Origin of the sequence: Atlanticothrix silvestris CENA357 (assembly GCF_016056295.1) — a bacterium.
Taxonomy (GTDB): Bacteria; Cyanobacteriota; Cyanobacteriia; order Cyanobacteriales; family Nostocaceae; genus Atlanticothrix; species Atlanticothrix silvestris.
On sequence record NZ_JAECZB010000027.1, the window covers coordinates 1 to 25,972 of the forward strand.

At 40.8% G+C, this 25,972-nt stretch carries 22 protein-coding genes; 11 read left to right on the forward strand and 11 right to left on the reverse strand.

Annotated features, from left to right (window positions below; genetic code table 11):
- Positions 1-30: 30 nt before the first annotated feature.
- Positions 31-900 (reverse strand): DUF5895 domain-containing protein, encoded by an 870-nt coding sequence (locus tag I8751_RS12630; protein WP_214439507.1) that lies wholly within the window; start codon positions 898-900, stop codon positions 31-33.
- 403 nt (positions 901-1,303) lie between these two features.
- On the opposite strand from I8751_RS12630, the gene I8751_RS12635 reads away from it, so the two are divergent.
- Positions 1,304-1,615, forward strand: a complete 312-nt coding sequence (locus I8751_RS12635) for a threonine dehydratase (protein WP_214439508.1) — start codon at positions 1,304-1,306, stop codon at positions 1,613-1,615.
- A 318-nt stretch (positions 1,616-1,933) separates the two neighbouring features.
- Here I8751_RS12635 and rpsU read toward each other — a convergent pair whose 3' ends face one another.
- Together rpsU and I8751_RS12645 are read right to left on the reverse strand one after the other, a co-directional pair.
- On the reverse strand, positions 1,934-2,125 hold the full coding sequence (gene rpsU, locus I8751_RS12640; protein WP_214439509.1) for a 30S ribosomal protein S21: 192 nt from the start codon (positions 2,123-2,125) through the stop codon (positions 1,934-1,936).
- Positions 2,126-2,245: 120 nt separating this feature from the next.
- A complete protein-coding gene (locus tag I8751_RS12645; RefSeq protein ID WP_214439510.1) occupies positions 2,246-2,551 on the reverse strand; it encodes an RNA recognition motif domain-containing protein in 306 nt (101 codons plus the stop codon).
- 247 nt (positions 2,552-2,798) lie between these two features.
- Here I8751_RS12645 and I8751_RS12650 point away from each other — a divergent pair, with 247 nt between their 5' ends.
- Positions 2,799-3,020 carry a glutathione S-transferase family protein gene (locus I8751_RS12650; RefSeq protein ID WP_214439511.1) on the forward strand — a complete coding sequence of 74 codons (222 nt, stop codon included), beginning with the start codon at positions 2,799-2,801 and terminating at the stop codon, positions 3,018-3,020.
- Positions 3,021-3,088: 68 nt separating this feature from the next.
- Here the strand turns inward: I8751_RS12650 and I8751_RS12655 are convergent, their stop codons facing one another.
- Together I8751_RS12655 and I8751_RS12660 are read right to left on the reverse strand one after the other, a co-directional pair.
- The gene (locus I8751_RS12655; RefSeq protein WP_214439512.1) at positions 3,089-4,303 is read right to left on the reverse strand and encodes a DUF790 family protein; all 1,215 of its coding nucleotides are present in this window, start codon (positions 4,301-4,303) and stop codon (positions 3,089-3,091) included.
- The gene (locus I8751_RS12660) at positions 4,233-5,807 is read right to left on the reverse strand and encodes a DEAD/DEAH box helicase (protein WP_214439513.1); all 1,575 of its coding nucleotides are present in this window, start codon (positions 5,805-5,807) and stop codon (positions 4,233-4,235) included. Before I8751_RS12660 ends, I8751_RS12655 begins: the two co-directional genes overlap by 71 nt.
- 505 nt (positions 5,808-6,312) lie before the next feature.
- Here I8751_RS12660 and I8751_RS12665 point away from each other — a divergent pair.
- Entirely contained in the window at positions 6,313-9,354 is a 3,042-nt protein-coding gene (locus I8751_RS12665; protein WP_214439514.1) for a hybrid sensor histidine kinase/response regulator, read from the forward strand.
- A gap of 67 nt (positions 9,355-9,421) precedes the next feature.
- Here the strand turns inward: I8751_RS12665 and I8751_RS12670 are convergent, their stop codons facing one another.
- Entirely contained in the window at positions 9,422-11,203 is a 1,782-nt protein-coding gene (locus I8751_RS12670; RefSeq protein WP_214439515.1) for an AAA family ATPase, read from the reverse strand.
- Positions 11,204-11,954: 751 nt separating this feature from the next.
- Between I8751_RS12670 and I8751_RS12675 the strand changes: the two genes are divergently transcribed.
- The 4 genes from I8751_RS12675 (at position 11,955) to I8751_RS12690 (ending at position 15,165) form a co-directional block, all read left to right on the forward strand.
- Positions 11,955-13,190, forward strand: a complete 1,236-nt coding sequence (locus I8751_RS12675) for a succinate--CoA ligase subunit beta (protein WP_214439516.1) — start codon at positions 11,955-11,957, stop codon at positions 13,188-13,190.
- Positions 13,187-13,327, forward strand: coding sequence for a hypothetical protein (locus tag I8751_RS12680; protein ID WP_214439517.1), 141 nt, complete (start codon positions 13,187-13,189; stop codon positions 13,325-13,327). Before I8751_RS12675 ends, I8751_RS12680 begins: the two co-directional genes overlap by 4 nt.
- Before the next feature lie 251 nt (positions 13,328-13,578).
- Positions 13,579-14,460, forward strand: a complete 882-nt coding sequence (locus I8751_RS12685) for a succinate--CoA ligase subunit alpha (RefSeq protein ID WP_214439518.1) — start codon at positions 13,579-13,581, stop codon at positions 14,458-14,460.
- Positions 14,461-14,601: 141 nt separating this feature from the next.
- Complete coding sequence (locus I8751_RS12690; protein ID WP_214439519.1) at positions 14,602-15,165, forward strand: Uma2 family endonuclease; 564 nt, start codon at positions 14,602-14,604, stop codon at positions 15,163-15,165.
- Between the two features lie 15 nt (positions 15,166-15,180).
- Here I8751_RS12690 and I8751_RS12695 read toward each other — a convergent pair whose 3' ends face one another.
- From I8751_RS12695 to I8751_RS12705, 3 genes are all read right to left on the reverse strand, one after another.
- Positions 15,181-16,071 carry an aspartoacylase gene (locus I8751_RS12695; protein ID WP_214439520.1) on the reverse strand — a complete coding sequence of 297 codons (891 nt, stop codon included), beginning with the start codon at positions 16,069-16,071 and terminating at the stop codon, positions 15,181-15,183.
- 179 nt (positions 16,072-16,250) lie between these two features.
- Positions 16,251-18,323: a S9 family peptidase gene (locus I8751_RS12700; RefSeq protein WP_214439521.1), complete on the reverse strand. Its 2,073-nt coding sequence runs from the start codon at positions 18,321-18,323 to the stop codon at positions 16,251-16,253.
- Positions 18,324-18,402: 79 nt separating this feature from the next.
- Positions 18,403-19,134, reverse strand: a complete 732-nt coding sequence (locus I8751_RS12705) for a hypothetical protein (RefSeq protein ID WP_214439522.1) — start codon at positions 19,132-19,134, stop codon at positions 18,403-18,405.
- Between the two features lie 206 nt (positions 19,135-19,340).
- On the opposite strand from I8751_RS12705, the gene hemE reads away from it, so the two are divergent.
- The 4 genes from hemE (at position 19,341) to I8751_RS12725 (ending at position 23,955) form a co-directional block, all read left to right on the forward strand.
- The gene (gene hemE, locus I8751_RS12710) at positions 19,341-20,393 is read left to right on the forward strand and encodes a uroporphyrinogen decarboxylase (protein ID WP_214439523.1); all 1,053 of its coding nucleotides are present in this window, start codon (positions 19,341-19,343) and stop codon (positions 20,391-20,393) included.
- A gap of 150 nt (positions 20,394-20,543) precedes the next feature.
- The gene (locus tag I8751_RS12715) at positions 20,544-21,503 is read left to right on the forward strand and encodes an NAD-dependent epimerase/dehydratase family protein (protein ID WP_214439524.1); all 960 of its coding nucleotides are present in this window, start codon (positions 20,544-20,546) and stop codon (positions 21,501-21,503) included.
- Between the two features lie 97 nt (positions 21,504-21,600).
- Positions 21,601-22,440, forward strand: a complete 840-nt coding sequence (locus tag I8751_RS12720; RefSeq protein WP_214439525.1) for an alpha/beta fold hydrolase — start codon at positions 21,601-21,603, stop codon at positions 22,438-22,440.
- A gap of 285 nt (positions 22,441-22,725) precedes the next feature.
- Positions 22,726-23,955 carry a 4-Cys prefix domain-containing protein gene (locus I8751_RS12725; protein ID WP_214439526.1) on the forward strand — a complete coding sequence of 410 codons (1,230 nt, stop codon included), beginning with the start codon at positions 22,726-22,728 and terminating at the stop codon, positions 23,953-23,955.
- Between the two features lie 45 nt (positions 23,956-24,000).
- Here I8751_RS12725 and I8751_RS12730 read toward each other — a convergent pair whose 3' ends face one another.
- Positions 24,001-24,789 (reverse strand): ABC transporter permease, encoded by a 789-nt coding sequence (locus tag I8751_RS12730; RefSeq protein ID WP_214439527.1) that lies wholly within the window; start codon positions 24,787-24,789, stop codon positions 24,001-24,003.
- A 5-nt stretch (positions 24,790-24,794) separates the two neighbouring features.
- A complete protein-coding gene (locus I8751_RS12735) occupies positions 24,795-25,775 on the reverse strand; it encodes an ABC transporter ATP-binding protein (protein ID WP_214439528.1) in 981 nt (326 codons plus the stop codon).
- Between the last annotated feature and the right edge of the window lie 197 nt (positions 25,776-25,972).

Here is a 25,972-nt window from a genome sequence, read left to right on the forward strand (position 1 = left end):
CTTCTTCCCCATGCCCCATGCCCCTAGGCTTTAATAAGGTGGATAACCAAAATCATCTTCATCCGCATAGATGTAAGAACTGGAAACACCAGCCATTTCCAGTTTTGGTGCTTCCACTTTGATGGGTTCCTTCCCAAATTCCTTATATTCTTCAAAAGTCTTGCAGATCATTGCAGATTCAGTTGAATCTGAAGCAATGAGGTATTGTGTTAACGTACCAACTGTTGGATGCTTAAAGTCTACAGTCGAAGCGACCAAAGCAATATTTGGTTCAATGCCTCTTTCTTCACACTCGATTATTGGGCAAAAAATCCCGTGAGCGTGGAACAATGGGCCTTTTGGTGTGACGGGTTGCTTGCGATATATAGCGTAAGCCTTTTCTAGTTCAGCAACGAACCCACTAACAACTCTGCCTTGTTGAAATTCACAGTAAGTTTTGCTGAAACTCGCCCCTGCTGCACCATTGAGAGTTAATTGTAGTGGCGATTCATGTAAAAATTTTTTATTTTCTCCTACTAAGAAAATGAGGTAGCGAGTAAAAGTTTTAAATTTAAGTTTGTCTGCTAAAAAAGCATCATAGTTTTCTTTCAGCGTACCTAATTTCATCCCAGTCTCTCGGTCTTTTACAGACAAAGGCCCCCGACGCACAATAACTATCTGTGGAGTGGCGTTGATAAAAACCGTTTCGACCCCAGAACTAAACTCATGCTCTACTTGCTGCCAATTTTCATCTGGCTGAAAGCCAACAGCATTAGCATTATCCACCTTAATTGCTAAACCGTGGGGCTGAATGCCATCTGTGCCATACCGAGGATTAATCATCTGACACCAGGGGATGACTTGAGAAGGGGGTGCGTTAAATTTATCGTCCTCAAAGTCGAACTTAGCAGATGCTTTCATCGTTTTAGGCTACAGAAGTGTTTTGCTAAACTAGTTTATCTTTATGATGCTGATAGTGGGAATTGCTTTTCCCATTTGTACCATTGGAATGGTACATTACGCACGTTCTGAAGTAGATTTTAACAACTGCTTTTCTTTGCAATTTTTAGCAATCCGGTCAAATCTTGCTTAGAGCGTGTTTGAAAAGTCTGATTTAATACCAGCCCAACGACTGAAAGTCGCGCCTACACAGACAAAACCCACCTCCGCGGGTTGAAAACCCTGATTTTGTGTTAGTCCGCGCAGGCGGACTTTGCTTGTGTAGTAGCGAATTATATTCGTCTAAAACTTTTCAAACATCCTCTTAGACGCTGATCTTGAAATTAAGTCACAATAATAGTAGGCAATCATAGAAGGTGCTACTATGCTTCGTCTAACTCAAATTATTCGCAACTTGTTTTTGCGGGTTGAAGGCTTTTTATCTGTTGTTTTCAAGAGTTTTTTGGGTTTTGTAAAAAGTTTCTTTGGCTTTTTTGCCAGGCTCTTTGGATTTACTAAGTCTGATTACTTTTTAGAATCTAATGAGGCGCAAGGTATAAAACAAACTTCGGCCAAAGAGTCGATTCAAACGGATCAAAATAAAACTCTTGAAACGACCGCCAATAACCGCCGTCGTTCTAATACGAAAATGGATGACTACTACCTTAATATGGCTCGTGATCTGAAAAAGAAGTAACAAAGCCATCCATTACTTAGCTAATTGAGGGAGAATACTAGTGCGATCGCCCAATAACCCCATAAAAAAACAAAAACCCCACCGTGAGGTGGAGTTGATTTAATTAGGGTTTCTTTTGATAGTACAATTGTACTAAAAATACTGGAATATGGCAAGTATTCTTCCTTACCTTCAATTTCTCACCAGAAAAAATAATCTTTTCATATAGCTAAGTATATAAAAATTTATGCGTGGGGCTACGCCTACGCAATTTCCTAGCAACTATTCCTTTCAAAATAACTTTAATTAGGGTACTCCCTTGAGATGAGGGTATCCTATTTAACTGCGGTGAGAACTTCTCTTACGCTGTCTATGTCTAGCAACTTCTTTGCGCTTACGTTTTTGCTCTGGCGTTTCAAAATGACGATGCTTTTTCATGTCTTGAAAAATTCCCGCCTTGGAAACTTCTCGCTTGAATCGACGTAAAGCTGACTCGATTCCTTCATTCTCACCCACGAATATTTGGGTCATTCTACCTCCTGCTTAATTGGTACTGGGTAATGTGTAAGTTATCCAGTAGACCTGAGTGCAAAAAGGGCAGACTCATTGTCCGCCCCTAAGACTTTAGAGTTAAATTCCTATTCTCAAAGCTTAATAGCGGCGAGAATATCCTCCACTATTACCTCGTCTATCACCACCAGACGAACCTCTGTCTTCACGTGGTTTAGCTTTATTAACTTTTAAGCTACGACCCATCCAATCAGCGCCATCAAGAGCCTCAATTGCCGCTGCTTCTTCGGTATCTGTTCCCATTTCTACAAAAGCGAAGCCACGAGGACGACCTGTTTCACGATCATTAGGCAGTTGGACACGATTTACTGTGCCATATTCTGCGAAAGCTCGTTTCAAATCTTCTTCAGTAACCTCATAAGACAGATTACCAACGTAAATTGACATAGAATATCTCCAGAATCAAAAGGGTGTAGTGATTTAGATTCGGAGAGACCTATGTTAAAACGAGTCATCCAGCCGAAAATAATTCTTAGTACCTCATCACAATAACATAAAACAAATTATTAGATGTTATTGCTTGTAAACATACTCACATCAATACCTTTCGGTTAAGGGGGAAAGGGTAAAAGGAAAAAAAAGCCCTTAACCCTTACCCTTTAACTTTTTCCCAAAGCACAATTTCAAGTTAAAAATGCTTAACCGAACAGTATTGGGCCTACATCCACATCAAAAAGTACCAGTTTTGGTAGATGGGGAAGTCACAATTTTTGAGTCTGCGGCAATATGTGCTTATCTTGCAGACAAACATCTAGAAATGGGGTTTGCTCCACCACTAGATAGTCCTGAACGTGCCTTTTATCATCAATGGCTCTTTTATGCCGATGAAGATTTTTATGCCAAAATAACTCTCTAGTACCATAGTTCGTAATTCGTAATTCGTAATTTGTAATTCGTAATGAGATTTGTGGGTTCTCTGCTCTATCAATTGATTACTGTTAGCACAGCTTTGGGTAATAATTTATCTTTAAACCAAACGATTTTCGCTGGGACATCATTTAATTTTACCCCGGCTTTTTCTAGATTTAAGCGCTCAGAAATAGCCAAAATCAAATTATCACATCCAGAACGTCGTACCTGATAAAATTTCTTTTGTAAATATTCTGGTCGCCAATAACCCACAATCTCTAATAAGAAGCTACGACCATCAGGATGTACTAACCGAAAATCGGGAATCATTACACTACCGGGAATAGGAACTAAATCAACTTCTCGCTCTAATATCCAGTCAGTTTTTAGAGCATCCCATTTATCGGCGAAAGATGCCTCTAGCATACTATCGTAAGGCTTGCCTTTGGAGTAGTGAGACACTAAACCACATTCGGAATTGAGGGTAAATCGTCCAGTTTTCCAAGTATTTGTATAGACATCACGAGTTTGCAGCGTCGCCGAAAGACTCCATTTAGTGACATGAAGTAAGGCGGGAATCAGTTTAGCGATCGCCAATCCATAACGCGTACTAGGATTAAATAAACTCGTCGGGCCATCCACTGTAATTGTAAATCCGTGGTCAGCATCACCCTCAATATAAGCCATTAATTGAAATAACTTGAGATAACGAAATAACAGCTTATATTCTCCCGGAACATTGCGATGAGCATTTAAAATTAATTGACTGGCTTTATAAAAAATTCCCTGCACCTGAGATAAGTTATATCGATTTAACACATCTACTGGTGTGGGTGCATCAAAACCCGTCAAAATCTTATTTTCAATTAAATCAGCATAGAGTCCATCGCGAACCTGTTCTAATAAAACTTCTCGTTCTAATTCTTGACTTAATTCATCAGCAACTTTGCTGAGAGTAATTTGTGTAGATTGCGGACTAGGAAATGATTTAGCCGCTAAAGTAAACACTCGTTCTCTTAGCATTGGTGGTTCTAGAGGACTTACCACCTCAAAAGTACAAAAATTGCTTTTAATAATATAAGCTAATCCCCGCTTTACCCGATAATCTGTTGCATCTCCTTCTAAATCTAAAAGTTGTCGCTCAAGCACACCTTGAGTCTTACCCATCGCTCCTTGAAAACAATTAATTAATTCAGTCGCCAACGCTTGATTTTTATCATCAATCTTCAATCTCTTCGGGATGATCTCTTCTCCGTTCTGGCGATGACTCAGTAACTCTGTCGGTAACATCTGAATTTTTGATTTTTGATTTTTGATTTTTAATGGAATAATTTATTTCTAATTGTTCCGCAGCTTTATCATTTCTCCCCTTTCCACTTCCATATACAACCTGCAAATTGCCTTTCTTCTTCTCTTCCCTTGTCTTACCCTCACCTCGTCGCCGCGCTGATGTCCTTTCCTCACTCGTATCTTCCGCCACTACTTCATATAAAATCGCCTGCTTATTTTCGATATTTCCCTTTCGCAAAACCCTTCCCAAACGTTGAATATATTCTCTTGTAGAACCAGTCCCAGATAAAATAATAGCTACAGAAGCTGCTGGCACATCCACACCCTCATTCAACACATGAGAAGCAACCAAAGTGTTATATTCACCTCCTCGAAATTTGGTTAAGATTTCGTGGCGTTCTTTCACAGGAGTTTGATGAGTAATTGCCGGAATTAGTAACTGTTGAGAAATGCTGTAAACTGTGGCATTATCCGCCGTAAAAATCAAAATTCGAGCAGGAAAATGTTCTGCTAGTAAATCAGCCAAAATTCGCAACTTGCCATCAGTACCCAAAGCAATTTCTTTGGCTTCGCGGTGCGCTAACATAGCTCTACGTCCAGCTTGCGATCGCGCACTCATTTGCACGAACATTTGCCAACCTTGAATACTCCCCAAAGAAATCTTCGATTGCCGTAAAAAATCATTGCGGGTTTGAATTAATTCGTTATATCTTTCTCGCTCCAGTTGTGATAATTTCACTTTTATTTGGACAATTTCATGTTCTGCTAAGGCTGTCCCTGCTAAATCTTCAGCGCGTTTGCGATATACTTCTGGGCCAATCAGAATATTTAAATCGGCGTGTTTGCCATCAGTGCGTTCTGGGGTAGCAGAGAGTCCCAAACGATAGGGTGCGATCGCATATTCAGCAATCACCCGACCAAAATCTGTTGGTAAATGATGACATTCATCAAAAATCATCAAAGCATATAAATTCCCCAAAGTTTCCGCATGAATGGCTGCACTGTCGTAAGTTGCAACTAAAATAGCTGTTCTATCCCGTGAACCACCACCTAGCAATCCCACTTCAGCATCGGGAAACGCCGCCACCAAATGTGCATACCATTGATGCATCAAATCCAAAGTTGGGACAACAATTAACGTAGTGCGTGGCGTTGTTTGCATCGCCATCTGCGCCAAATAAGTCTTTCCCGCAGCTGTAGGTAGCACAACCACCCCTTGTCTTCCCGCTAACTTCCAAGCTGCTAACGCCTCACTCTGGTGGGGATAAGGTTCCATTTCTAAACTAGGAACCAGATCTACTGGATAAAATTCCTTGGCTTCATCAATAAAGTAAACATCTTCCGCTTGTAGCGCTTCTACCAAAGAACGATATCTAATCGCCGGAATCCGAAATTTTTCAACTCTATCGTCCCATGTAGCATAGTCCATCCAAGCTTTACCGCGTGGTGGTGGATGCAAAATTAATGTGCCACGGTCAAAAGTTAATGTAGGGGTGCGAGCCATTTTGAATTAGGAAATGGGAAATGGGGCATGGGGCATGGGGAAAAGTCCTTAACTCCTCTGCTTTCAGTACTTTGATTACTAATAACGCAAAAAGGACATGATTTTTCTCTATTACCTATATTCTCAGTGTTCTCAGTGTCTCTGCGATTTGTTTATTCGATGTCTAATATCAAGCTATTATCAACTTTTAAAAGGTCAGTATTTGTGGAAAAAACAAAGAAGAAATAAGTTGTTATTTCCTGAAGTAATTCATTATAAAAAATTAAGAATTATCTTTTTTCATACTTGCCTGAAAAAGCAAAAACAATATGGTGTAGAAATTTGGGGAATTTTTTTATATCAAGCAACTACTAGTTCTGGTTTTTACTACTTTAGATAGATTCATATCAATTGATTGTTAGTTGTGGATTTTCCCAGTGCAAAATAGGTGTGGAGCGATCGCGTTGTCTAGCTAAGTTTTGGGAATAATTCTTTTAGCTAGCTGCACTAAAGGAGAGAAGCCACATTGAAAGCAATACGCCCCCGGCTCGCACCTTATGCTGTGGCACTGTTAGCTGTGAGTAGCGCATTACTACTGACACTACTACTACACCCACTGCTGAACCCATCCATTTTTATACTATTTTTTGCTGCCGTAGCGGTTAGCGCTTGGTATGGGGGTATGGAAGCGGGAATATTAGCCACAATTCTATCTACTTTAGCTGTCACCTACTTTTTAATTGACCCAGTATTTTCGCTTGTAGTTGATCTAAGTAGCTTGGTGCGCTTGGGTTTATTTGTGCTGGTGACATTTATTATGAGTTTACTAACCTCAGAATTACGCACTACTAAGCAGCGTTTAGAGGTGAGTATACAAAAGCAACAAGCAAGTGAAGCTAGATTTAGACGTTTAGCGGAGTCTAATGTCATTGGCATCATCGTAGCTGAAATCACCGGGGCAATTATTGAAGCTAACAATGCTTTTTTAGAGATGGTGGATTATACACGGGAGGATATGCTGGCAGGGCGAATACAATGGCATGAGATGACACCACCAGAATATATAGAGGAGAGTGAAGCAGCAATTGCAAAACTCAGAACCATAGGCGTATGTACCCCTTTTGAAAAAGAATATATCCGTAAAGACGGCAGCCGAGTACCCGTTCTTATAGGTTCTGCTTTATTAGAAAGCAATCAACAGCAAGTTATCAGTTTTGTTTTAAATTTAAGCGATCACCGACAAATAGAGAATGCTTGGCGTGAAAGCCAGAGTAGATTTCGTGCTTTAGCTGATGCCACTATTGAAGGTGTGATCATCCACGAAAATGGAAAAGTGTTGGATGCCAACCCGGCCGTAGCCAAAATGTTTGGTTATGAACTCAACAAAATCATTGGCATGTCGGCAGCAGAATTATTAACACCAGAATCGCAAAAAATATTTATAGAAAATCTCAATTTTTTTGATGACAAGCCCTATGAACTAATAGGGGTCAAAAAAGATGGGACACATATTTTCTTAGAAGTGGTAGGTAAAAGCTGTATATATCAAGGTCGTAGTGTCAGAGTTGCTACAGGGCGTGACATCACAGAACGTAAACGCACAGAAGAAGCATTGCGCCAAAGAGAAGATGAGTTGCGACTCATTACAGACGCTGTGCCCGTTTTAATTTCTTATGTTGATACTCAGCAACGCTACCGTTTTAATAATAAGGGATATGAAACTTGGTATGGGCTTTCCGCTTCAGAAACTTATGGTAAGCAGGTTCAAGAACTTCTCGGTGAGTCAGTTTATCAGGCAATTCTTCCTTACATAGAAATGGTCTTGTCAGGAGAACAAGTAATTTTTGAAGGTCAAGTTCCCCATAAAAATGGGAAAATGCATGATGTTAGTACTACCTACATTCCTCAATTTAGTGAACAAGGGAAAGTAAAAGGATTTGTAGCTTTAGTCACAGATATAACAAATCACAAACTAGCGCAAAAAGCTCTCAAAGATAGTGAAGAAAGATTACGGACACTAACAGAAAAAGTATGCGTGATTCCTTGGGAAGTAGATGCCACTACAGGTAATTTTACTTATGTAGGCCCACAAACTGTAGAAATTCTGGGTTATCCTTTGACAGATTGGTATGCCGACAACTTCTGGGCTGAACACATGCACCCAGAAGATCGAGAATGGGTAATTGATTATTGCTTAGAAGCTTCACTATCAAAAGATAATTACGAATTTGAATACAGAATGTTGGCTACTGATGGCAGAATTGTGTGGCTGTATGACATTGTTAATGTGGTAAGGAGTGGGAACCAACCGCAGTTACTGCATGGCTTCATGATTGACATTACTGATCGCAAGCTTTCAGAACAAGAACGCGAACAATTACTAGCCCGCGAACAAGCAGCACGCGCTGAAGCTGAAGCAGCCAATCGCATGAAGGATGAGTTTCTAGCTACACTTTCTCACGAACTCCGCACTCCCTTAAATGCGATGATGGGCTGGACACAATTACTTAAAAGCCGCAAATTTGATGAAACTACCACAGAACGGGCTTTAGAGACAATTGATCGCAACACTAAGTCTTTAGCCCAATTAATTGAAGATGTCCTAGATGTCTCGCGGATTATTCGCGGTACACTGCACCTAAATACCCATCCAGTAGAACTGATCCCAATTTTGCAAGCAGCAATTGATACTGTGCGTCCAGCAGCTGACGCTAAAGAAATTCGCATTGAGTGCAAATTTGACCAGACTGTCGGGGTAGTGATGGGCGATGCCAACCGCTTACAACAGGTAGTATGGAACCTGCTTTCTAATGCTGTTAAGTTCACATCCAAAGAAGGAATAGTGACATTGCAACTAGAGCGCATAGATTCCCGCGTGCAAATTCGGGTCAGCGATACAGGGGGGGGAATTGCCCCTGAATTCTTGCCCCATGTGTTTGAACGCTTTCGCCAAGCCGATAGCTCAACTACGCGATCGCACGGTGGATTAGGATTAGGGCTAGCGATCGTTCGCCACTTGGTAGAGTTACACGGTGGTACAGTTTCTGCTGAAAGTCCAGGAATAGGACAGGGAGCAACCTTCATTGTTAATTTGCCGATGAAGGCTGTTGCTGTAGATGTCAAAAAGCCAGAGCAGCTTTCACCTATTAATGAACACTGTGAAGAAGATCCCAATAATTTGCCAACACTTAGGGGATTGCGAGTGCTTGTTGTCGATGATGAGCCGGATGCCCGTCAATTGATCACGACGGTACTAGAGCAGTATGGCGCAAAAGTTATGGCAGTTGCATCTGCTTTCGAGGCATTACTTGCTTTGCCAAAATTCCACCCCGATATACTCGTGAGCGATATTGGAATGCCACAAGAAGATGGCTACGCCCTAATTCGTAAACTCCGAACCCTTTCCCAAGAGCAAGGAGGGCGGATTCCCGCAGTAGCACTGACAGCCTACGCTAGGGCAGAAGACCGCACACAAGCTTTATTAGCAGGTTTTCAACTTCATGTTCCTAAGCCAGTTAACCCCACCGAGTTAGCAGCAGTAGTAGCCAATCTTACGGGGCGGACTTGAAAATTAAAAATTAAAAATTAAAAATTAAGAATTCAATTTTGAATTTTTAATTGAGCCTGCCTGCTTTTTACCCTCCTGGTATGCGTGTATAAATTCCGTTACCTTGGGTATCATAAAGCAACACGGGTATATTAGCGTTATCACTAATTACAGCTAAGGCTTCCTCTAATATTTGTAAATGATTTGTAGCATCAACTACAGGGCTAGCATTCTGAGGTTCGGTTTCAGAGGATGTACTTTGCAGTATTTGTTCGTACTCAGGGGTGAGACTAACAATAATTCCTTTATCGTTGATGTTAAAGTTGCAAATTCGGATTTCATCAGAACAAGTTTTAGTGAGGTCATTGCGGGTTTGCTGTAAACTGTTAGTGAGTTCTAATTTTTCTTGTGCTTGCTTAAGGGCAGCAGAGTAGGGTTCAGTGAGACTTTGAGCCGAGCTGTAGTAAAAGCTATCTTGGGAAATCTGTTTAGCAGTCTGGAATGCTTGACCCCAATACACTACCGCCGCTTGCCATTGATTGAGTTTTTCGTAAGCTCTGGCTTGTTTAGCAGCATTAACAGCTTGTTGGTAGCTTTGAGCAGCTAATTGTTCTTTAGTAGCGCGATCGCGGGCTGCGGCTAATTTGGGTTTGTACTCTAGCAACAGCTTTTGCGCTTCTTGATCTGCTGGGCTATTTGAAGGAATAACTACTAGGGCATTAACTGCAATTTGCCAGGTGGATTGCACCTTTCGCCAATCAGTTAAGGATTTGGCATTAGCTTCTCGCTTAATGGCTACACTAGCTACACCTTTTGCTGCTGTTAATTTTTTCAACCATCGTTCTTGGTTCTGCAACTTTTGATTGACAGTTTGCAAGCTGAGACGATATTTGAGTAATTTCGGCTGTACCAGCTTATAGAGTTCACTATTGGGGTTGATGGTCTCTAGTGGTGCGATCGCTTGTCGCCATAGGTGTTGTGTAGCTTGTAATTCTTCTAGGCTCTTGGCGAGTGTTTGAGTTTTTTGCGTTGCTACAGCTGCCGTCTGCAATGCTTTGATCACCTGATTAATTTTTGCCGACTGTCCAGACAAGCTGACTTTTAGTTCCTCTGCTTGTTGGTAACGGGATGACCAACTAGGAATTACTGCCAAGTCAGCGCTGGTTGCCTCTAGTTGCTTTTGTACTGCTACTAATTCATTTTCTGACTTAGCACGACTTATTAGTTGCCTAGATTCGGTTTTGAGTTTTTGGGCAGCTTGTATCTCTCTACACTCAGACATCACACAAGGACGAGTTAGTAAATAAGCAGCACTGCCTAACACGACAATTCCCACCAAGCCTACACCCAGCAGGATAGGTTTAACTGGGCGTTTTTTTGGGGTAGTTAATAAATCCGGCGTATCTGCCAGGGGGTCAAACAGTTCATCTTCCTCCTCCTGACTATCTTCAGTTAATGGAGAATAGGTCAGAGAAGACGAGGACGATGAAGAAAATGAGGACGGTGAGGGAAATGAAAAGGACATTTCTTCCCTTGCTTCCCCTGTCTCTTTTACTCCCCCTACTTCCTTCTGCTTCATCGTCAAGGAATGTTTAGCGTAAGGCAGTTTGTCACCAAAAACTCTTAGAAAACATTGCACTCGTTGTTCTCTATAAGTTGGTACTGACTGAAGCACCTCTTCTAAAACTGCAAAGATTTGTTGAGTGTCAACAGTGACAGCAACTGGGTGTTGCGTTAAAATCATCAACTCATCTTGGTTGACAGCACACTTAATTTGGAAGACTTCGCCAAATGGGACTTCTGCAAGAAATTGCTCTTGCAAGGTTCGGGCTAAAAGCTGTAAATCTTCCTGCTGGACTGCTACTTTCATAGAGCTTTCCCGCTGGTCTTCTATATAGTTTTTTGTATTTTCGAGAGAATGAAACGAAGGACTTTTGCTTGTTGAATACGGATGCACAGTTTAACCAACCACAGCCATAAAATCAAATAGAACAACTTTCTAACACAGATTTCAACTTTTCACCAAAAATCAAAATAACGGTGATTATTCTTATCTCTAGGATTTTGTAATGCAAGATACTAAATTAGACAATTTTGTTTTAAATAGAAATAACAAATAAAAAATGGGAATAATAAACCTTTTAGGCATTTTTACAGTTTGGTTCGTGATAATTAAATGTTCAGTAGCTATCACTGTTACACTAGTTAGCCGCAGTCTGTTAGTTACATAAATGTTTAAAAATGAGGTAAATAATAAGATACTAAGTTCTGAAACAGAAATAAATATATTCATGGTCATTGGCCATAAGACATAGAGCGTAGGGCATAGTATAAGGAAACAAAGTTGAATTTAATTATGCCTAATCACTTATTACGATAGATGCTAATTTTGTTATATGCTGGCAAATTTACGGATAAGATTAATTACTTATAATCAATACAGCAATAACACGTCGATACTAGAAAATAATTTGCTATTTTGACCAAATTCGATAAGATTGAACCGTGAAAAATAAATATTTATAGCTGTCTAAAGCTTAATTTTCTAACTATGGTGCTGTAAAAAACAGAAAACAGTACCCAATAAATGCTATGGAAGTTTAACTACAAGGTGCATATCAATGGATTTATTAGAATACCAAGTTAAAGAATGGTTTGCAGAAATAGGCATTCCCGTATTGCCTTCCCAACGCATTGACCATCCTACAGATTTGAAGCGTTTAAAAATTCACTATCCGATTGTACTTAAGTCTCAAGTACATGCTGGAGAAAGAGCCAAAGCTGGTGGAGTCAGGGTTGTAGAAACAACTATTGATGCGATCGCAGCCGCGCAAACTATTTTTAATTTGCCGATTTGGGGTGATTTACCAGACGTGCTGCTAGCAGAATCTAAGTATGATGGGCAAGAAGAATTTTACTTAGCGGTAGTTTTAGATACCGCTGTTTGCCGGCCAGTATTTTTAGGTTGCAAAGAAGCGGATATTGATTGGGAATCGGCAGGGGAGAGAATGCAGCATATTGTTGTGGAACAAGAATTTTCTCCTTTTTACGCCCGCCAATTAGCTTTGAAAATGGGTTTGCAAGGCAAATTGATGCAGTCAGTCAGCAGTGTTTTAGAGAAGATGTATCAGTTGTTTGTGCAAAAAGACCTAGACTTAGTAGAAATTAATCCCTTGGCAATCAGTAGTTCTGGCCAAGTCATGGCTCTCAATGGTAAAGTCAGCATCAACGAGCGAGCTTTGGGCCGTCATCCTAAGATAGCCGAGATGGTAGCAAAGATGACCACTCGTCATAGCAGCAGCCAAATTAACAGGCATCTGCGTGACTGGGATGGTTTAAACATGCACGGTAAAATCGGTATTTTAGGTAATGGTACTGGTTCGATGATGGCAACATTTGATTTAGTTGTCGATGCTGGTGGCAAGCCTGGTATTTGTCTGAATCTACGTCATGCTTTTCTCACCGATACTTCACCAACTACCTTCTGCGATCGCCTGGCAAAAGGGCTAAATATTCTGGCTGCTGACAACAGCGTTCAAGTGATACTAATTAATCTCCTAGGTAGCATTCCTCAAGCAGAGGAAGTGGCTGAAGTCATTACTAAATTTGTACAACAAGAAAAAAGCGAACTCACATCACAGGTTGTAAGCACTAACGGTAATGGCAACAAAAGCCGTCAGCAGTATCATCTTCCGCATTTAGTTATCCGTCTTGCTGGTTCTGAGTTTAATATGGCTAAGAATTTTTTAGCTACATTAAAAACTCAGAGTAATGCATTGGTAATAGTGGAAAATTTAGATGAGGCAGTGGCAGAAGCAGTCCGTTTTACCAAGCCACTTGCTGCCAAAAAGAGGTGATAATTTCAGGCGTTGCTGAATCAAGGGATGAAATTTATGTATTGAAATCTAAAACTCCTTATTCTCTCTGCGCCTCTGCACTACGCCAGTTGCTTCAAGTCGGCAAAGCCGCCCAACGCACTGGCTCCTCTGCGTGAGGCAATTCATCCCGCATTTATGCAACCCCTAATTTCACTCCGTTTATTGAGAGCAGATACCTGCGAAACTAGAAATATACGATTAGTCACACCCATACCTGCTAGTAAGGTTAGGTTGTAGTGTCAATTGTAACTAATGCCAAAAGTTAGGAGGCAGAGAGAGTAATCCTCACAGTGTATTCCTTAACCCCTAGTCCCTAGTCTCTAGTCCCTTTAAAACCACTGGGTTCCCAAATCTACCAGAATATTTTATGAACTTAACGCCAGACAGCAAAGTATTAATCCAAGGCTTTAGTGAATTTATTTCAGCAACTCATATTGCTCAAATGAAAGCTTATGGTACAAATTTAGTTGCTGGTGTCAATCCCGGATCTGGGGGAGAGCAACTATACGATCTCCCGGTGTTCGACTTGGTAGAAGAGGTAGTAGAGCAATTTGGCGCTATTGACACCACAATTATTTGTGTACACCCTTACCAAGTGCTGGATGCAGCTCTAGAAGCGATCGCCTCTCATATTCGTCAAATTATTATCATCTCTGCTGGTGTACCGCCTCTAGATATGGTGCAATTACTTCGCAAAGCCGAAGCAGGCGAAACCCTAATAGTAGGGCCTAACAGTCCCGGAATTATCGTACCAGGGAAAATTCTTTTAGGTACTCAGCCAAGTGAATTTTATACACCAGGCCCAGTAGGCATTGTCAGCCGTAGCAGTACCTTGACATACGAAGTTGCTTGGGAATTAACAAAAGCTGGCTTGGGACAATCAATTAGTGTCAGCATTGGCAGTGATGCGATCGTTGGTTCATCTTTTCTCCAATGGATGCAAATTCTCGATGAAGATGAAACTACAGAGGTGATCGTTTTAGTTGGTCAACCAGGCGGTGATAGTGAAGAGGCGGCAGCGCGTTACATTACTGAAGCAATTGATAAACCAGTAGTTGCTTACATTGCAGGTAGACAAGCACCACCAATAAAAAACTGGCGACAAACAGGGACTTTAGCAACAGTTATCGGACGCGCTCCTAACTTTGGCACTGCCCAAAGCAAATTAGCTGCTTTCCAAGCAGCAGATGTACCCGTCGCTGAACGCCCTTCGCAAATTGCAGAATTGCTAAAAAAAGCGATTCGTTAATTTGAAATGGGGCATGGAAAAGCTGTTAGAGTTTGTGCAAGAGTAGTAGTCAAGTCAGTCAACTTTATAGCGAAGTGAAGACGGTATTTATCCGTCAATACAAAGTAGAGCAACGATCGCGTACTCTGTTAAAAAATCAAAATGGTACAAACTCCCGCTAAACCCCTGACATTAGAAGAATTTCTACAATTGCCGGAGACAGAACCCGCCAGCGAGTACATTGATGGGCTGATCATCCAAAAACCAATGCCACAAGGAGAACATAGTGTAATTCAGACTGAATTAGCGCCTGCAATTAATTTGGTCGTCAAACCCAAACAGATCGCACGGGCTTTCACGGAATTACGCTGTACTTTTGGTGGACGCTCAACTGTACCTGATATCGCTGTGTTTTTGTGGGATAAAATTCCCCGCAAAGAAAATGGCGGAGTCGCTAACGTTTTTTCAATTGCTCCAGATTGGACAATCGAAATTCTTTCACCTGATCAAAACCAAACTAAAGTTACCAAAAATATTTTGCATTGCCTCAAGTATGGAACTCAGATGGGATGGCTGATTGATCCAGCTGAACAATCTGTGTTTATTTATCTCGCAGATCAACCAACTAGTGTTTATGACAAACCGGGGACACAATTGCCAGTACCGCAATTGGCTAAAGACTTCAAATTAACGGTAGAAGGTCTGTTTAGCTGGTTAATGGAGTAAATTTAGAGCGCTTAACTACAAATTCCCGACTAAAGGCAATTGTTGCTTTTGGGTTAAATACATAGCAACGCCTTTTTCATAGTAGGCGGCTTCGTTGATGAAAATTGGATAGACAGTTGATTTTCCTTGATAGGCGATCGCCTGACCGTCTAAGGTTAAAAACATGGGATCACCAGGGTTAAGCGGTTCATAATCTCTAAACTGAAGTTGGGGGTGAACCATTGCCTGAATTTCTCCCTGTTCATTTCTGGGATAATCAATCGCCTCTACATATTGATAGAGTGTTAGTGTACTGTGGGAATCTGGAATTAAACCTTGGTTGTTTCTTTCTAGATATTCCAAAATGGCATAAATTAGTTCCTCTGTTTTTTGAAACCATTCGGCATTTAGAACACCTTGAGCTACAGGCCCCACTTCAATCACAAAACCCAATTCACACAGGGAACGGAGAAAATTACTACCTTTTTCGGGTTGTGTCCAGCAAACTTTAACCCAAGGATTGATCGAACTTAGGTAAGCTGCCAATTGCAACAGCAGAGGATGATGACTGCCTAACATGAGACTCAGCCCCATATTTGCAGTCGTACTGTGTAAATCAATAATTACATCGACTTGTGATTGACCTTTCTGCACCAGCATTTTATATATGGCTTTTGCCTGGATATCTTCATAGCTGGAGAGTGTGATATCTTGTAAATTTTTATTTAAAAAACAGCGATTTAAGTCCTTATCAATATAACGCCTGCTTGCTGCAAAAGCTTTGGGATTGCCCAATAATGTCAGAGTTTCAAAGCTAGGTTGTTTAATGAGATTGGGGAATTTTTCAAATTTTTTAATCAGGTATGCTCCAGTAAATTCATTCCCGTGAGTTCCGCCAACAATCGCAACTCGATTGATTTTTTTCATAACGGCGATTCCTTTCAGGTAACACTAATGTAATTCGTGAGGGAGTTGCCGTCTTGGTACTTTTGGTTGTTAACGCAGCGAAGCGCTAGCTTCTCACGCCACTTTGGAGAGGAGCGAACTCACCACTACGCTAACACTACAGCACTGGCTCCACAACGCCTTGGCTCCCCCATGCCGAATTACATCTGTCCTAAACCCAGGCGATCCAAAATAAAAGCATACTCAAAAGCGAGTTCTCGTAAACTTTCGTAACGCCCAGATGCACCACTATGTCCGGCATCCATGTTGGTTTTCAGCAGCAGAATATTATTATCTGTCTTCATCTGGCGAAGTTTGGCTGTCCACTTAGCGGGTTCCCAATATTTGACGCGAGAATCATTTAACCCAGCAGTAATCAACAAATCTGGATAATCTTTCGCCTCAACGTTATCGTAGGGCGAGTAAGATTTCATGTATTCGTAATAAACTTTGTCGTTGGGGTTGCCCCATTCTTCCCATTCTTGAGCTGAAAGAGGTAGAGAAGTATCGAGGATTGTAGTCACTACATCCACAAAGGGCACATGGGCAACTACGACCTTGAACAAGTCAGGACGCAGATTTATCACTGCTCCCATCAATAAACCGCCTGCACTACCACCCATAATTGCGAGGCGATCGCTTGCTGTCCACTTTTCGGTAACTAAATATTCTGCACAGGCAATAAAATCTGTAAAGGTGTTCTTTTTCTGCAAAAATTTGCCTTGTTCATACCACTTACGTCCCATTTCTTCGCCACCACGAATATGGGCAATGGCAAATATTACTCCCCTATCTAACAGTGAAAGTTGAGTTGATGAAAACGAAGCCGGATAAGAATAACCATAAGCACCATATCCTGTGAGCAATAAGGGATTTTTGCCATCTTTTTTAAGTCCCTGTTTGTACACAATCGATATGGGAATTTGTGTCCCATCTGGAGCAGTAGCCATCAACCACTCACTTTGATACTGGGTTTTGTCATAGCCACCAAGAACTTCTGTCTGTTTTTTCAACTCCATTTGACTTGTTTCCATGTCGTAATCGAAAACAGACTGGGGAGTAATCAAGGATGTGTAATGAAAACGGAGAGTTTTAGTGTTAAATTCGGGATTATTACCTTCAAAAAATGAGTATGTTGGTTCAGGAAAAGTAATATTATGCTCTTTACCAGTCGGTAGATTTTGCACCCTGGCAGTTTCTAATCCACCCTTTCTTTCGTAAATGACTAAGTGATTAACAAATAAGCTCACCCCTGACAGCATCACATCTTCTTGATGGGCAATTACAGTTTGCCAGTTCTCTTTTCCTGGCGAGGCCACGGGTGTTTTCACCAATTTAAAGTTAGTCGCTTCATCATTGGTAACGATATAAAAATAATCACTGTGATGGTTAACGTTGTACTCTATCCCTGTTTTTCGGGGATGAATCAACTGAAAATTACTTTGGGGATTATTAGCATCTAAATAATGAACTTCTGTAGTAATACTACTTTGTAAAACCATCAAAATATATGCATGGCTGCGGGTTTTGCCAACATACAAATGATAAATGTCATCCTGTTCTTCATAAATCAGCACATCTTCCGCAGGAGGTGTTCCTAAAGTGTGCCTTAATAGTTGATAAGGACGGTTAGCAGCATTAATTTTGGTGTAAAATCCTGTTTTGTTATCATTTGCCCAAGCAAAGGAAAAATAAGTATCAGGAATAGTTTCTGGATATAACTGATGTGTAGTGAGATCCAGAAAATAAAGTGTATACTGCTCAGAGCCACTCGTATCTACTGAATAAGCTAAGATTTGGTGATTAGGGCTAACTGCAAATACGCCTAATTCAAAGAAGTCACAACCTGCTGCTAATTCATTTTCATCTAGAAGTATTTCTTCAGGAGCATCTAAACTACCCTGTTTGCGACAGTAAATTTGATAAGCTTTTCCTTCTTCCGTGCGTGAATAATAATAATATTCATCTTTTCGGTATGGCACTGACAGGTCTGTTTCTTTAATCCGAGCCAACATTTCATTGTAAAGCCGGAATTGTAGTGCTTCGGTATGCTCCATGATCGCCTCGGTGTAGGCGTTTTCTGCTTCCAGATGGCTAATGACTTTCGGGTTGCTGCTATCGCGCATCCAAAAGTAGTTGTCTACTCGGCGATCGCCATGCAATTCTAGAGTCTGAGGCTGTTGTTCAGCAATAGGTGGCGCTACGATTTTTTGTAAAACATTGTCTTTATTCATAATTTCTAATCTATAACAAATACCTAACAACTAGCTACCTAGGAATTTAAGGTCAACTAGAAATTTTAGATTGGCGCTCTTAGTTTCTTTTCAAAGTACACAAGCCAATTGCTGGTATCACTCCGAGAATAACGGCCGTAAATCCTTGTTCGCTCCAATACAATATCGCAGTCCGATTCACTTCTGGAATCAAATTTTGCCCAAAAGACAATAACCAAATCAACAGACTGATACAAAAAAAGGAAATGGATGGCAAAAAATTCCACCACCAAGCGCCTGCTGTGTAACGCCGCAATACTAACCATTGGCACAGCCCTAACCAAATTCCAGAAATAATGTATGAAATTGTTGACAAAAATCCCAAAATTGCACTGACTTCAGGAGTCAAAGCTTCATTTAACGAGGCGGCAATGGATGCAATATAAGTAATCCAGGCTGTAGCAACGCTGCTGGCAATCAGCCAGCCTGCACTGGTAGCAAGCATCCATCGCCAACCGGAAAGATAACGGCGCACAATCAAAGCTTGATCTGCGCCGAAAACTATAGCAAACACCATAGTACTGAGCAATCTGATCCAAATGCTCCATATTTGCGGCTGACTAGCAACCGCAGATGCCAAGCTAGCCAGAATAATTCTTTCTAAAGCGATGCTCACAATGCCACCCACAACCCATCCTAAGATGGTCATTAAGGTAAACTGAAAGAAAAATCTCCGTCGCTGCGATCGCGGAATCAACAATCTAGAGTTGAGATTGCTATTAGTAGAAGATGCAACATAAGAAGGACTAGGACTATTAGAGTCAGATTGCATAAAAAGTTAAGTTAAGTAAAGTATCGACTATTAGGACTCGTATTTGATTTTTGAAAAAATTCAGTACATCTCATATCCCTTCTTCCCTGTTCCCTATTCCCTGCTCCCTCTTTAAGTGCTTTTGAGGCCAGCCTTCGCAAAAAGCGTAATCCCAGAATGATAAGCTAAACAATGGCATAAAAAAGTGACTTAGGAAGAAGTGTTAAATGGGTGTTTCGTCAACGGCTCCTCATCTCCTACGAGCTGCTCGTGGTGAAGTAGTAGATCGTCCCCCTGTATGGATGATGCGACAAGCAGGACGATATATGAAAGCATATCGAGACTTAAGGGAGAAATACCCCTCGTTCCGCGATCGCTCCGAAATTCCTGAAGTAGCGATCGAAGTCTCCCTGCAACCTTGGAGAGCATTCCAACCAGATGGAGTGATTTTATTTTCCGACATTGTAACCCCATTGCCTGGTTTAGGCATTGACATGGATATTGCGGAAGGTAAAGGCCCAATTATTCACTCGCCCCTTCGCACTCAAGAACAAATTGATCGCCTGCGTCCCTTAGAACCAGAAGCAGATTTACCATTCATCAAGACAATTTTGCAGGCGTTGCGTCAAGAAGTCGGCAATCAATCAACGGTGTTAGGTTTCGTGGGTGCGCCGTGGACATTAGCTGCTTATGCGGTGGAAGGTAAAGGTTCTAAAACCTACTCCATCATCAAAAACATGGCGTTTTCTGACCCCACGGCACTGCATCAGCTGTTAAATAAATTAGCAGATGCGATCGCAGTGTATACACGCTACCAAATTGATTGCGGCGCTCAAGTTGTGCAAATGTTTGATTCTTGGGCAGGACAGCTCAGTCCCCAAGATTATGATACTTTTGCTTTGCCTTATCAAAAAAGGGTTTTCCAGCAAGTCAAGCAAACCCACCCTGAGACACCATTAATTCTGCTGGTTAGCGGCAGTGCAGGTGTATTAGAGAGAATGGCACAATCTGGCGCAGATATTGTCACCGTAGATTGGGCTGTAGATATGGCAGAAGCACGGGCGAGATTAGGCAAACACGTCAAAGTGCAAGGTAATCTTGACCCAGGAGTGTTATTTGGTTCCAAACAGTTTATCCGCGATCGCATTCTTGATACCGTTCGCAAAGCTGGAAATTGGGGTCATATTCTCAATCTTGGTCATGGTGTGCTACCAGAAACACCAGAAGAAAACGTTGCGTTTTTCTTTGAAACTGCTAAACAACTCAATGCACTGGTTTAGTGGTTTTGCCCTTTGTGTCTTCGTTTCTTAGTGGTTAATTGCTTACCACAAAGTCACAAAGACACAAAGAATCACCTAGTAATTACTTGGAACATTTAAGTTTATTTTTAACTCCTCATTTGTAATTACTAAATTTATTTAAAACTCATCATGAACCAGAAGCGTATTTTAGTCACCGGTGCAAGTGGCTGTGTTGGTCATTACATTTCAGAAGTCTTAATTCAACAAACAAACCACGAACTGTTTCTGTTGGTAAGAAACCCCAATAAACTACAAGTTGATACTCAAGCACGTCCAGGTATCAACGTTTTGCAAGGCGACATGCAAAAAATCCACCTTTTTGCTGACTTGCTGCCCACAATTGATATTGCAGTTTTGACAGCAACAGCTTGGGGTGGTGAAGAAACGTTTGATATTAATGTTAATAAGACTTTAGAATTACTCAATCTGTTAGATCCAGATCGTTGTGAACAGGTAATCTATTTTTCTACCGCTAGTGTTTTAGGTCGTGATAATCAACCACTCCCAACCGCAGGGGAAATAGGCACAGATTACATTCGTTCTAAATATGAATGCTTACAGCTAAAATCAAAATTAGCGATCGCACCCAAAATCACTACTGTTTTTCCGACTTTAGTTTTGGGCGGTGATGCCAAAAAACCCTATTCTCACCTCACATCGGGTATTTCAGAAGTTACAAAATATATTAATTTAATTCGCTGTTTGCAGGTAGATGGCAGTTTCCACTTTATTCACGGGCGAGATATTGCTACTACGGTGCAGTATTTGATCGATCATCCTCCCCATGACAATCAACCACGTCAGTATGTTTTGGGTCAAGAACCTTTAACTGTCAACCAAGCAGTAAATCAAGTTTGTTCCTATCTCGGCAAAAAGATTTACTTCCGCATTCCTTTATCTTTAGGATTGGCTAATTTAATCATTGCTGTATTCCGCATTCAGATGGCAGCTTGGGATAGATTTTGCATGAACTATCGTCATTTTACTTATAAAAGTTTCATCAATCCTGCTAGTTTTGGCTTATCAAATTACTGTGCAACCATGAGTGATGTGTTGAAAATTAGCGGTATTAAAGGTACTGAAAATTGACTTTACCTTCATCGTTCTATCTTCACCCTTGGTGGACAAAGACTTTCACAGTACCATGTAAGCGCAAAGCTATCTATCCACGGATGGATGTACTCAGATGCCTTTACGTCAAACCTTGTCAAAGCCTGATATCCAACTTTCTTATTTAGAGTGGCAGCAAGGTCAAGTACCCTTGCTGCTGTTACATGGTTTAGCCGACAACGCCCTTGTTTGGTCTAGCTTGGGAGATTATTTAGCAGCAGATTATCACATCATTGCACCAGATATGCGGGGTCATGGTGAAAGCAGCAAGCCAGAAAAAGATTATAGTTTTGATAGTGCGATCGCAGATTTAGAAGCACTCATGGATCATCTGGGATGGGCTTCTGCTCATGTTGTAAGTCACTCTTGGACAGGTAAATTAGCTGCTATTTGGGCTAGGCAAAATCCAGAACGTTTGCGGAGTATGGTTCTGGTAGATCCGATTTTTATTTGGAAAATGCCCAGTTTCCTCAAGTTAACATTTCCAATTTTGTATCGTGTCTTGCCTTTTCTTAAAGGTATGGGGCCATTTGCTAGTTACCAAGAAGCGGAACAACAAGTGCGCCAGTTAAGCCAATATCAAGAATGGACTACTTTACAAAAGCAAGTCTTTCAAGCAGGAATTGAACAAAAAGCTGATGGTAGTTGGGGTAGCAAGTTTACTTTGGCAGCTCGTGATGAGATTTTTGAGGAAGTGATGCAAGTACCGGGTTTTACAATTCCTCTTGATACTCCTGCTATGTTCATTCAGCCCGAAAAAGGTGTTAATCGTCAAGATTGGCAACTCAAACCTTACAAAACCTATCTAAAAAACTTACGTTTGTGTCAAGTTCCCGGCAATCATTGGCCTTTTTTGAGCAATCCTGAAGCATTTAACCGGACTGTGGCAGCTTTCTTAGCAGAAGAGTATAGGTGAGATCAGTCTCATTCTCATTCGACACAAACACAAGAATGAGATGAGCCTTTGGTAACATACTCCACACACTCCCTCTCATTGGGAGTGTGGGCTTCTCAGCGATTCTTCTTTGAAGACATTGACTGAGCTTTAAGACCGTGCGCCCCACGGTTCTTTGGTTGAGCCAAACAATTAGTTCTTATTTTAATAGGCTGTTTTTCAGCATTTAATTTGGATTACACCTATCTATTAAATTGTATCAAATATTCGGACAAAAAACTAAGTTTTACCACAGATCAGTCAGTTATGAGCCTTTGTATAAATCCAGCTTGTCCTCAACCCTATTATCCTGATAATCACAAAGACCGCTTTTGTAAAAGTTGTGGTTCTCAAATGGAATTGCTCAGTCGCTATCGGGTGATACGTTTATTGAGTGAAAAAACTGGATTTGGCAAAGTTTATGAGATATACGAACAAAACATACCAAAAATCCTCAAAGTACTTCATGAGGATTTATCAAACAATGCAAAAGCAGTTGAATTGTTTCAACAAGAAGCATCTGTATTAAAACAGATGCAGCATCCTGGTATTCCTAAAATCGATAGTTATTTCCAATATCAAACTAGAAACGGTTTGGTATTGCATTGCATTGCAATGGAAAAAGTCGATGGCTTTGATTCAGAACAGTGGCTACAAAAACAGCATAATCACTTCACTGCTCAAAAAAGTGAACAGCAACAATCCCGAATCAAAGCAGCGAGAGTTTCTCAAACTAAACAGATACCCCAGGTAAAATTTCATACATCTTTGCCACCACTAGCAAAGCAGTCAAAAAAAGTACCTCTACAAGCCTTGTTTGCAGCAATGTTGGTATCATTGGCATTCCTGAATGCGATCGCATTAGTAACGGGATATCCTAAATTTGTGGCATTACCCAATCACGGACAATTTCCTCAAAGAAAAGGCAAAATTGATTATTTCCCTTATGAAGAAGGTAGAGATAGTCAAGGTAGAATTGCTAAATTTAACATAGCTGTTTTATCAGTAGAATATAAATGGCTTTTAGGCAGCAATTTTCAAATAAAATATAACGATCAAGTTATTAGCCTTGAAGTTTTAAAATTAAATTTAGAACAAGAAGGGATACAGAAAATTATGAAAAATCCTAGTGAGATTATTTCTGTAGGCACAGCTTCTTGTGAAGGAAATGTAGAAGTTGAACAACGCAGAGCCTTGGAGCGCTCCAAACAAATTCAAATTTTAGCGAAAAAGCTATTTAATAATACACCCAGTGTTAAAGGTTATCGCTTATTAAATCTTGGACGATTTCAGCGCAGTAATTGTCAAACAAATCGGGAAACAACCGCATATCAAAGAAGTGTTATCTTGATTGGTGTTAAAAAACAATCAGCAAATGTAATTCTAGATGAAGCACTAAGAGATAGGTTAGAGAAAAAACCTTTTGCTGATTTTAAATTAGAGGATTATTCTTTGGGTTCAGTAGATAAATTTAGAACAATTATCAGTAATTTATAGGAAAAGTAGCTATACCATAAATTACTACAGTGGTCATTAAAGTTTTCACGCTCCCATCCCAGAATACCGTTTCAATCCCGCACGCCATAGTAAGCGGTTTACACCCAAAAACACTAATATCCAACCGATTATTGATAAAAATCCTCGCCCAATATCTACAGGAAGCCCCACTAAAAGGCTGGCAGGAAAATCAATCAAATAGGGAAATGGCGTAAATAGTACTACTGTGCGGATAGGTTCAGGAAACACATCTAAAGGTGCAATTAAGCCAGATAAAAATAAATAAAATAACAACCATAAATTTTCCAAAGATGTAGCCCTTTCTGTCCAAAAAGCAAACATGGCAAAGGTGTACTGAATTATAAATCTTAAAATAAAAGCTAAAATTACCGCCATTGTAAACAGTAAAATCTGCCCCAAACTCGGCAACCAAAAAGCCTGGGGATAAAGTGCAAAGAACAACAAAATTAATAACAAAGCAAACGGTATACGAGCAACTCGCTCAGAAAGATGGGAGGCAACATGATGCCATACGGGGTCTAGGGGTTGTAACAATTTAGGTGATAACTTGCCTTCCACTACTTCCCTTTCAAATTCGTAAATTACCCAGGCAACGGTTATTTGTCTAACAATGAAAACTGTCAAAAAATAACGAGCAAAGTCTACTGATGTCAAACCAAATTGCCCACCTTGAGCCGCCTTTATCCAGACACCCATCAGAATAATCGGCAAAGACCCAGATAAAACCCATAAAATTAATTCTGCTCGATACTCAACCATGTAGGCATAGTAGACCAACAGCAAAGTCAGGGCTTTTCTAATAATCTTTTTCATACTTCCTACGCCATCCCCGCCTGAAAAACTCGTCCAATTACTTCTTCTACAGGTGGCTGAGTTACAGTTAAATCAATCACTTCTAAATCTGCCAGAATTCGAGATACTGTCAAAGTCAAGGCTTCTTGCTGTACTATAAAACTCACTGCTCGCCCTTCTAAAAGTTGTACATCTCCATAAGATTTTAATTTTTCTATTGGCAGAGGTTGGGCTAACTCTACATGTACTTCACGATAAGGGGCAAAGCTTTCTAGTAATCCATCTAAGCTACCATCGTACATGAGCTTGCCTTGGTGAATTAATAGTACCCGTTGACACAAAGCTGTGATGTCGGCCATATAGTGGCTAGTCAACAAAACTGTCGCCTGATAACGCTGATTGTACTCGCGCAAAAAATCGCGCACTGCTACCTGAGCATTTACGTCGAGTCCTAAAGTCGGTTCATCCAAAAACAGTACGTGAGGACGATGTAAAAGTGCTGCCAATAATTCTGCTTTCATTCGCTCACCCAAAGATAACTTCCGTACAGGTTGGGTAAGTTTACCCTCTAAAGACAGCATTTCGGTTAATTCCCCCACTCGCCGCTGAAACTCTTTATCAGAGATATCATATACAGCGGCGTTAATTTTCAAAGAATCCAGCGCTGGTAAGTCCCACAGGAGTTGCTGTTTTTGCCCCATCACTAAGGTGACTTTTTGCAAAAATGCCTCTTGGCGAAGAAACGGAATATGCCCAGCGACTCTAACTGTACCGCTAGAAGGATGAATCAACCCTGTGAGCATTTTAAGAGTGGTGGTTTTACCAGCACCATTGGGCCCCAAAAAACCCACCACTTCGCCTGGGTCGATTTCAAAAGAAACATCTTGAACTGCTTTAATTGAACGGTAGGTGCGGCGAAAAAAGTGGGTGATTGTGCCTTTAATCCCCGGTTCTTTGACTGCCACTGGATAGAATTTACTTAAATTTTCAACAACGATGATTGACATAAATTTTTAGATGACTACCACAAGATAAATACAGATAAAAACTCTACCCACAAGGGGATAGAGTTTTGTCAGTAGTCAGTGGTGAGGCAGCGCTGCGGAGAGAAGTGCCTTGCGCGGGTTCCCCGCGTTGTGGCAACTTCGGGGAGGGTTTCCCTCCGCAGGCGACTGCCAACCCGAAGAGTTAGTCGTCAGTAGTA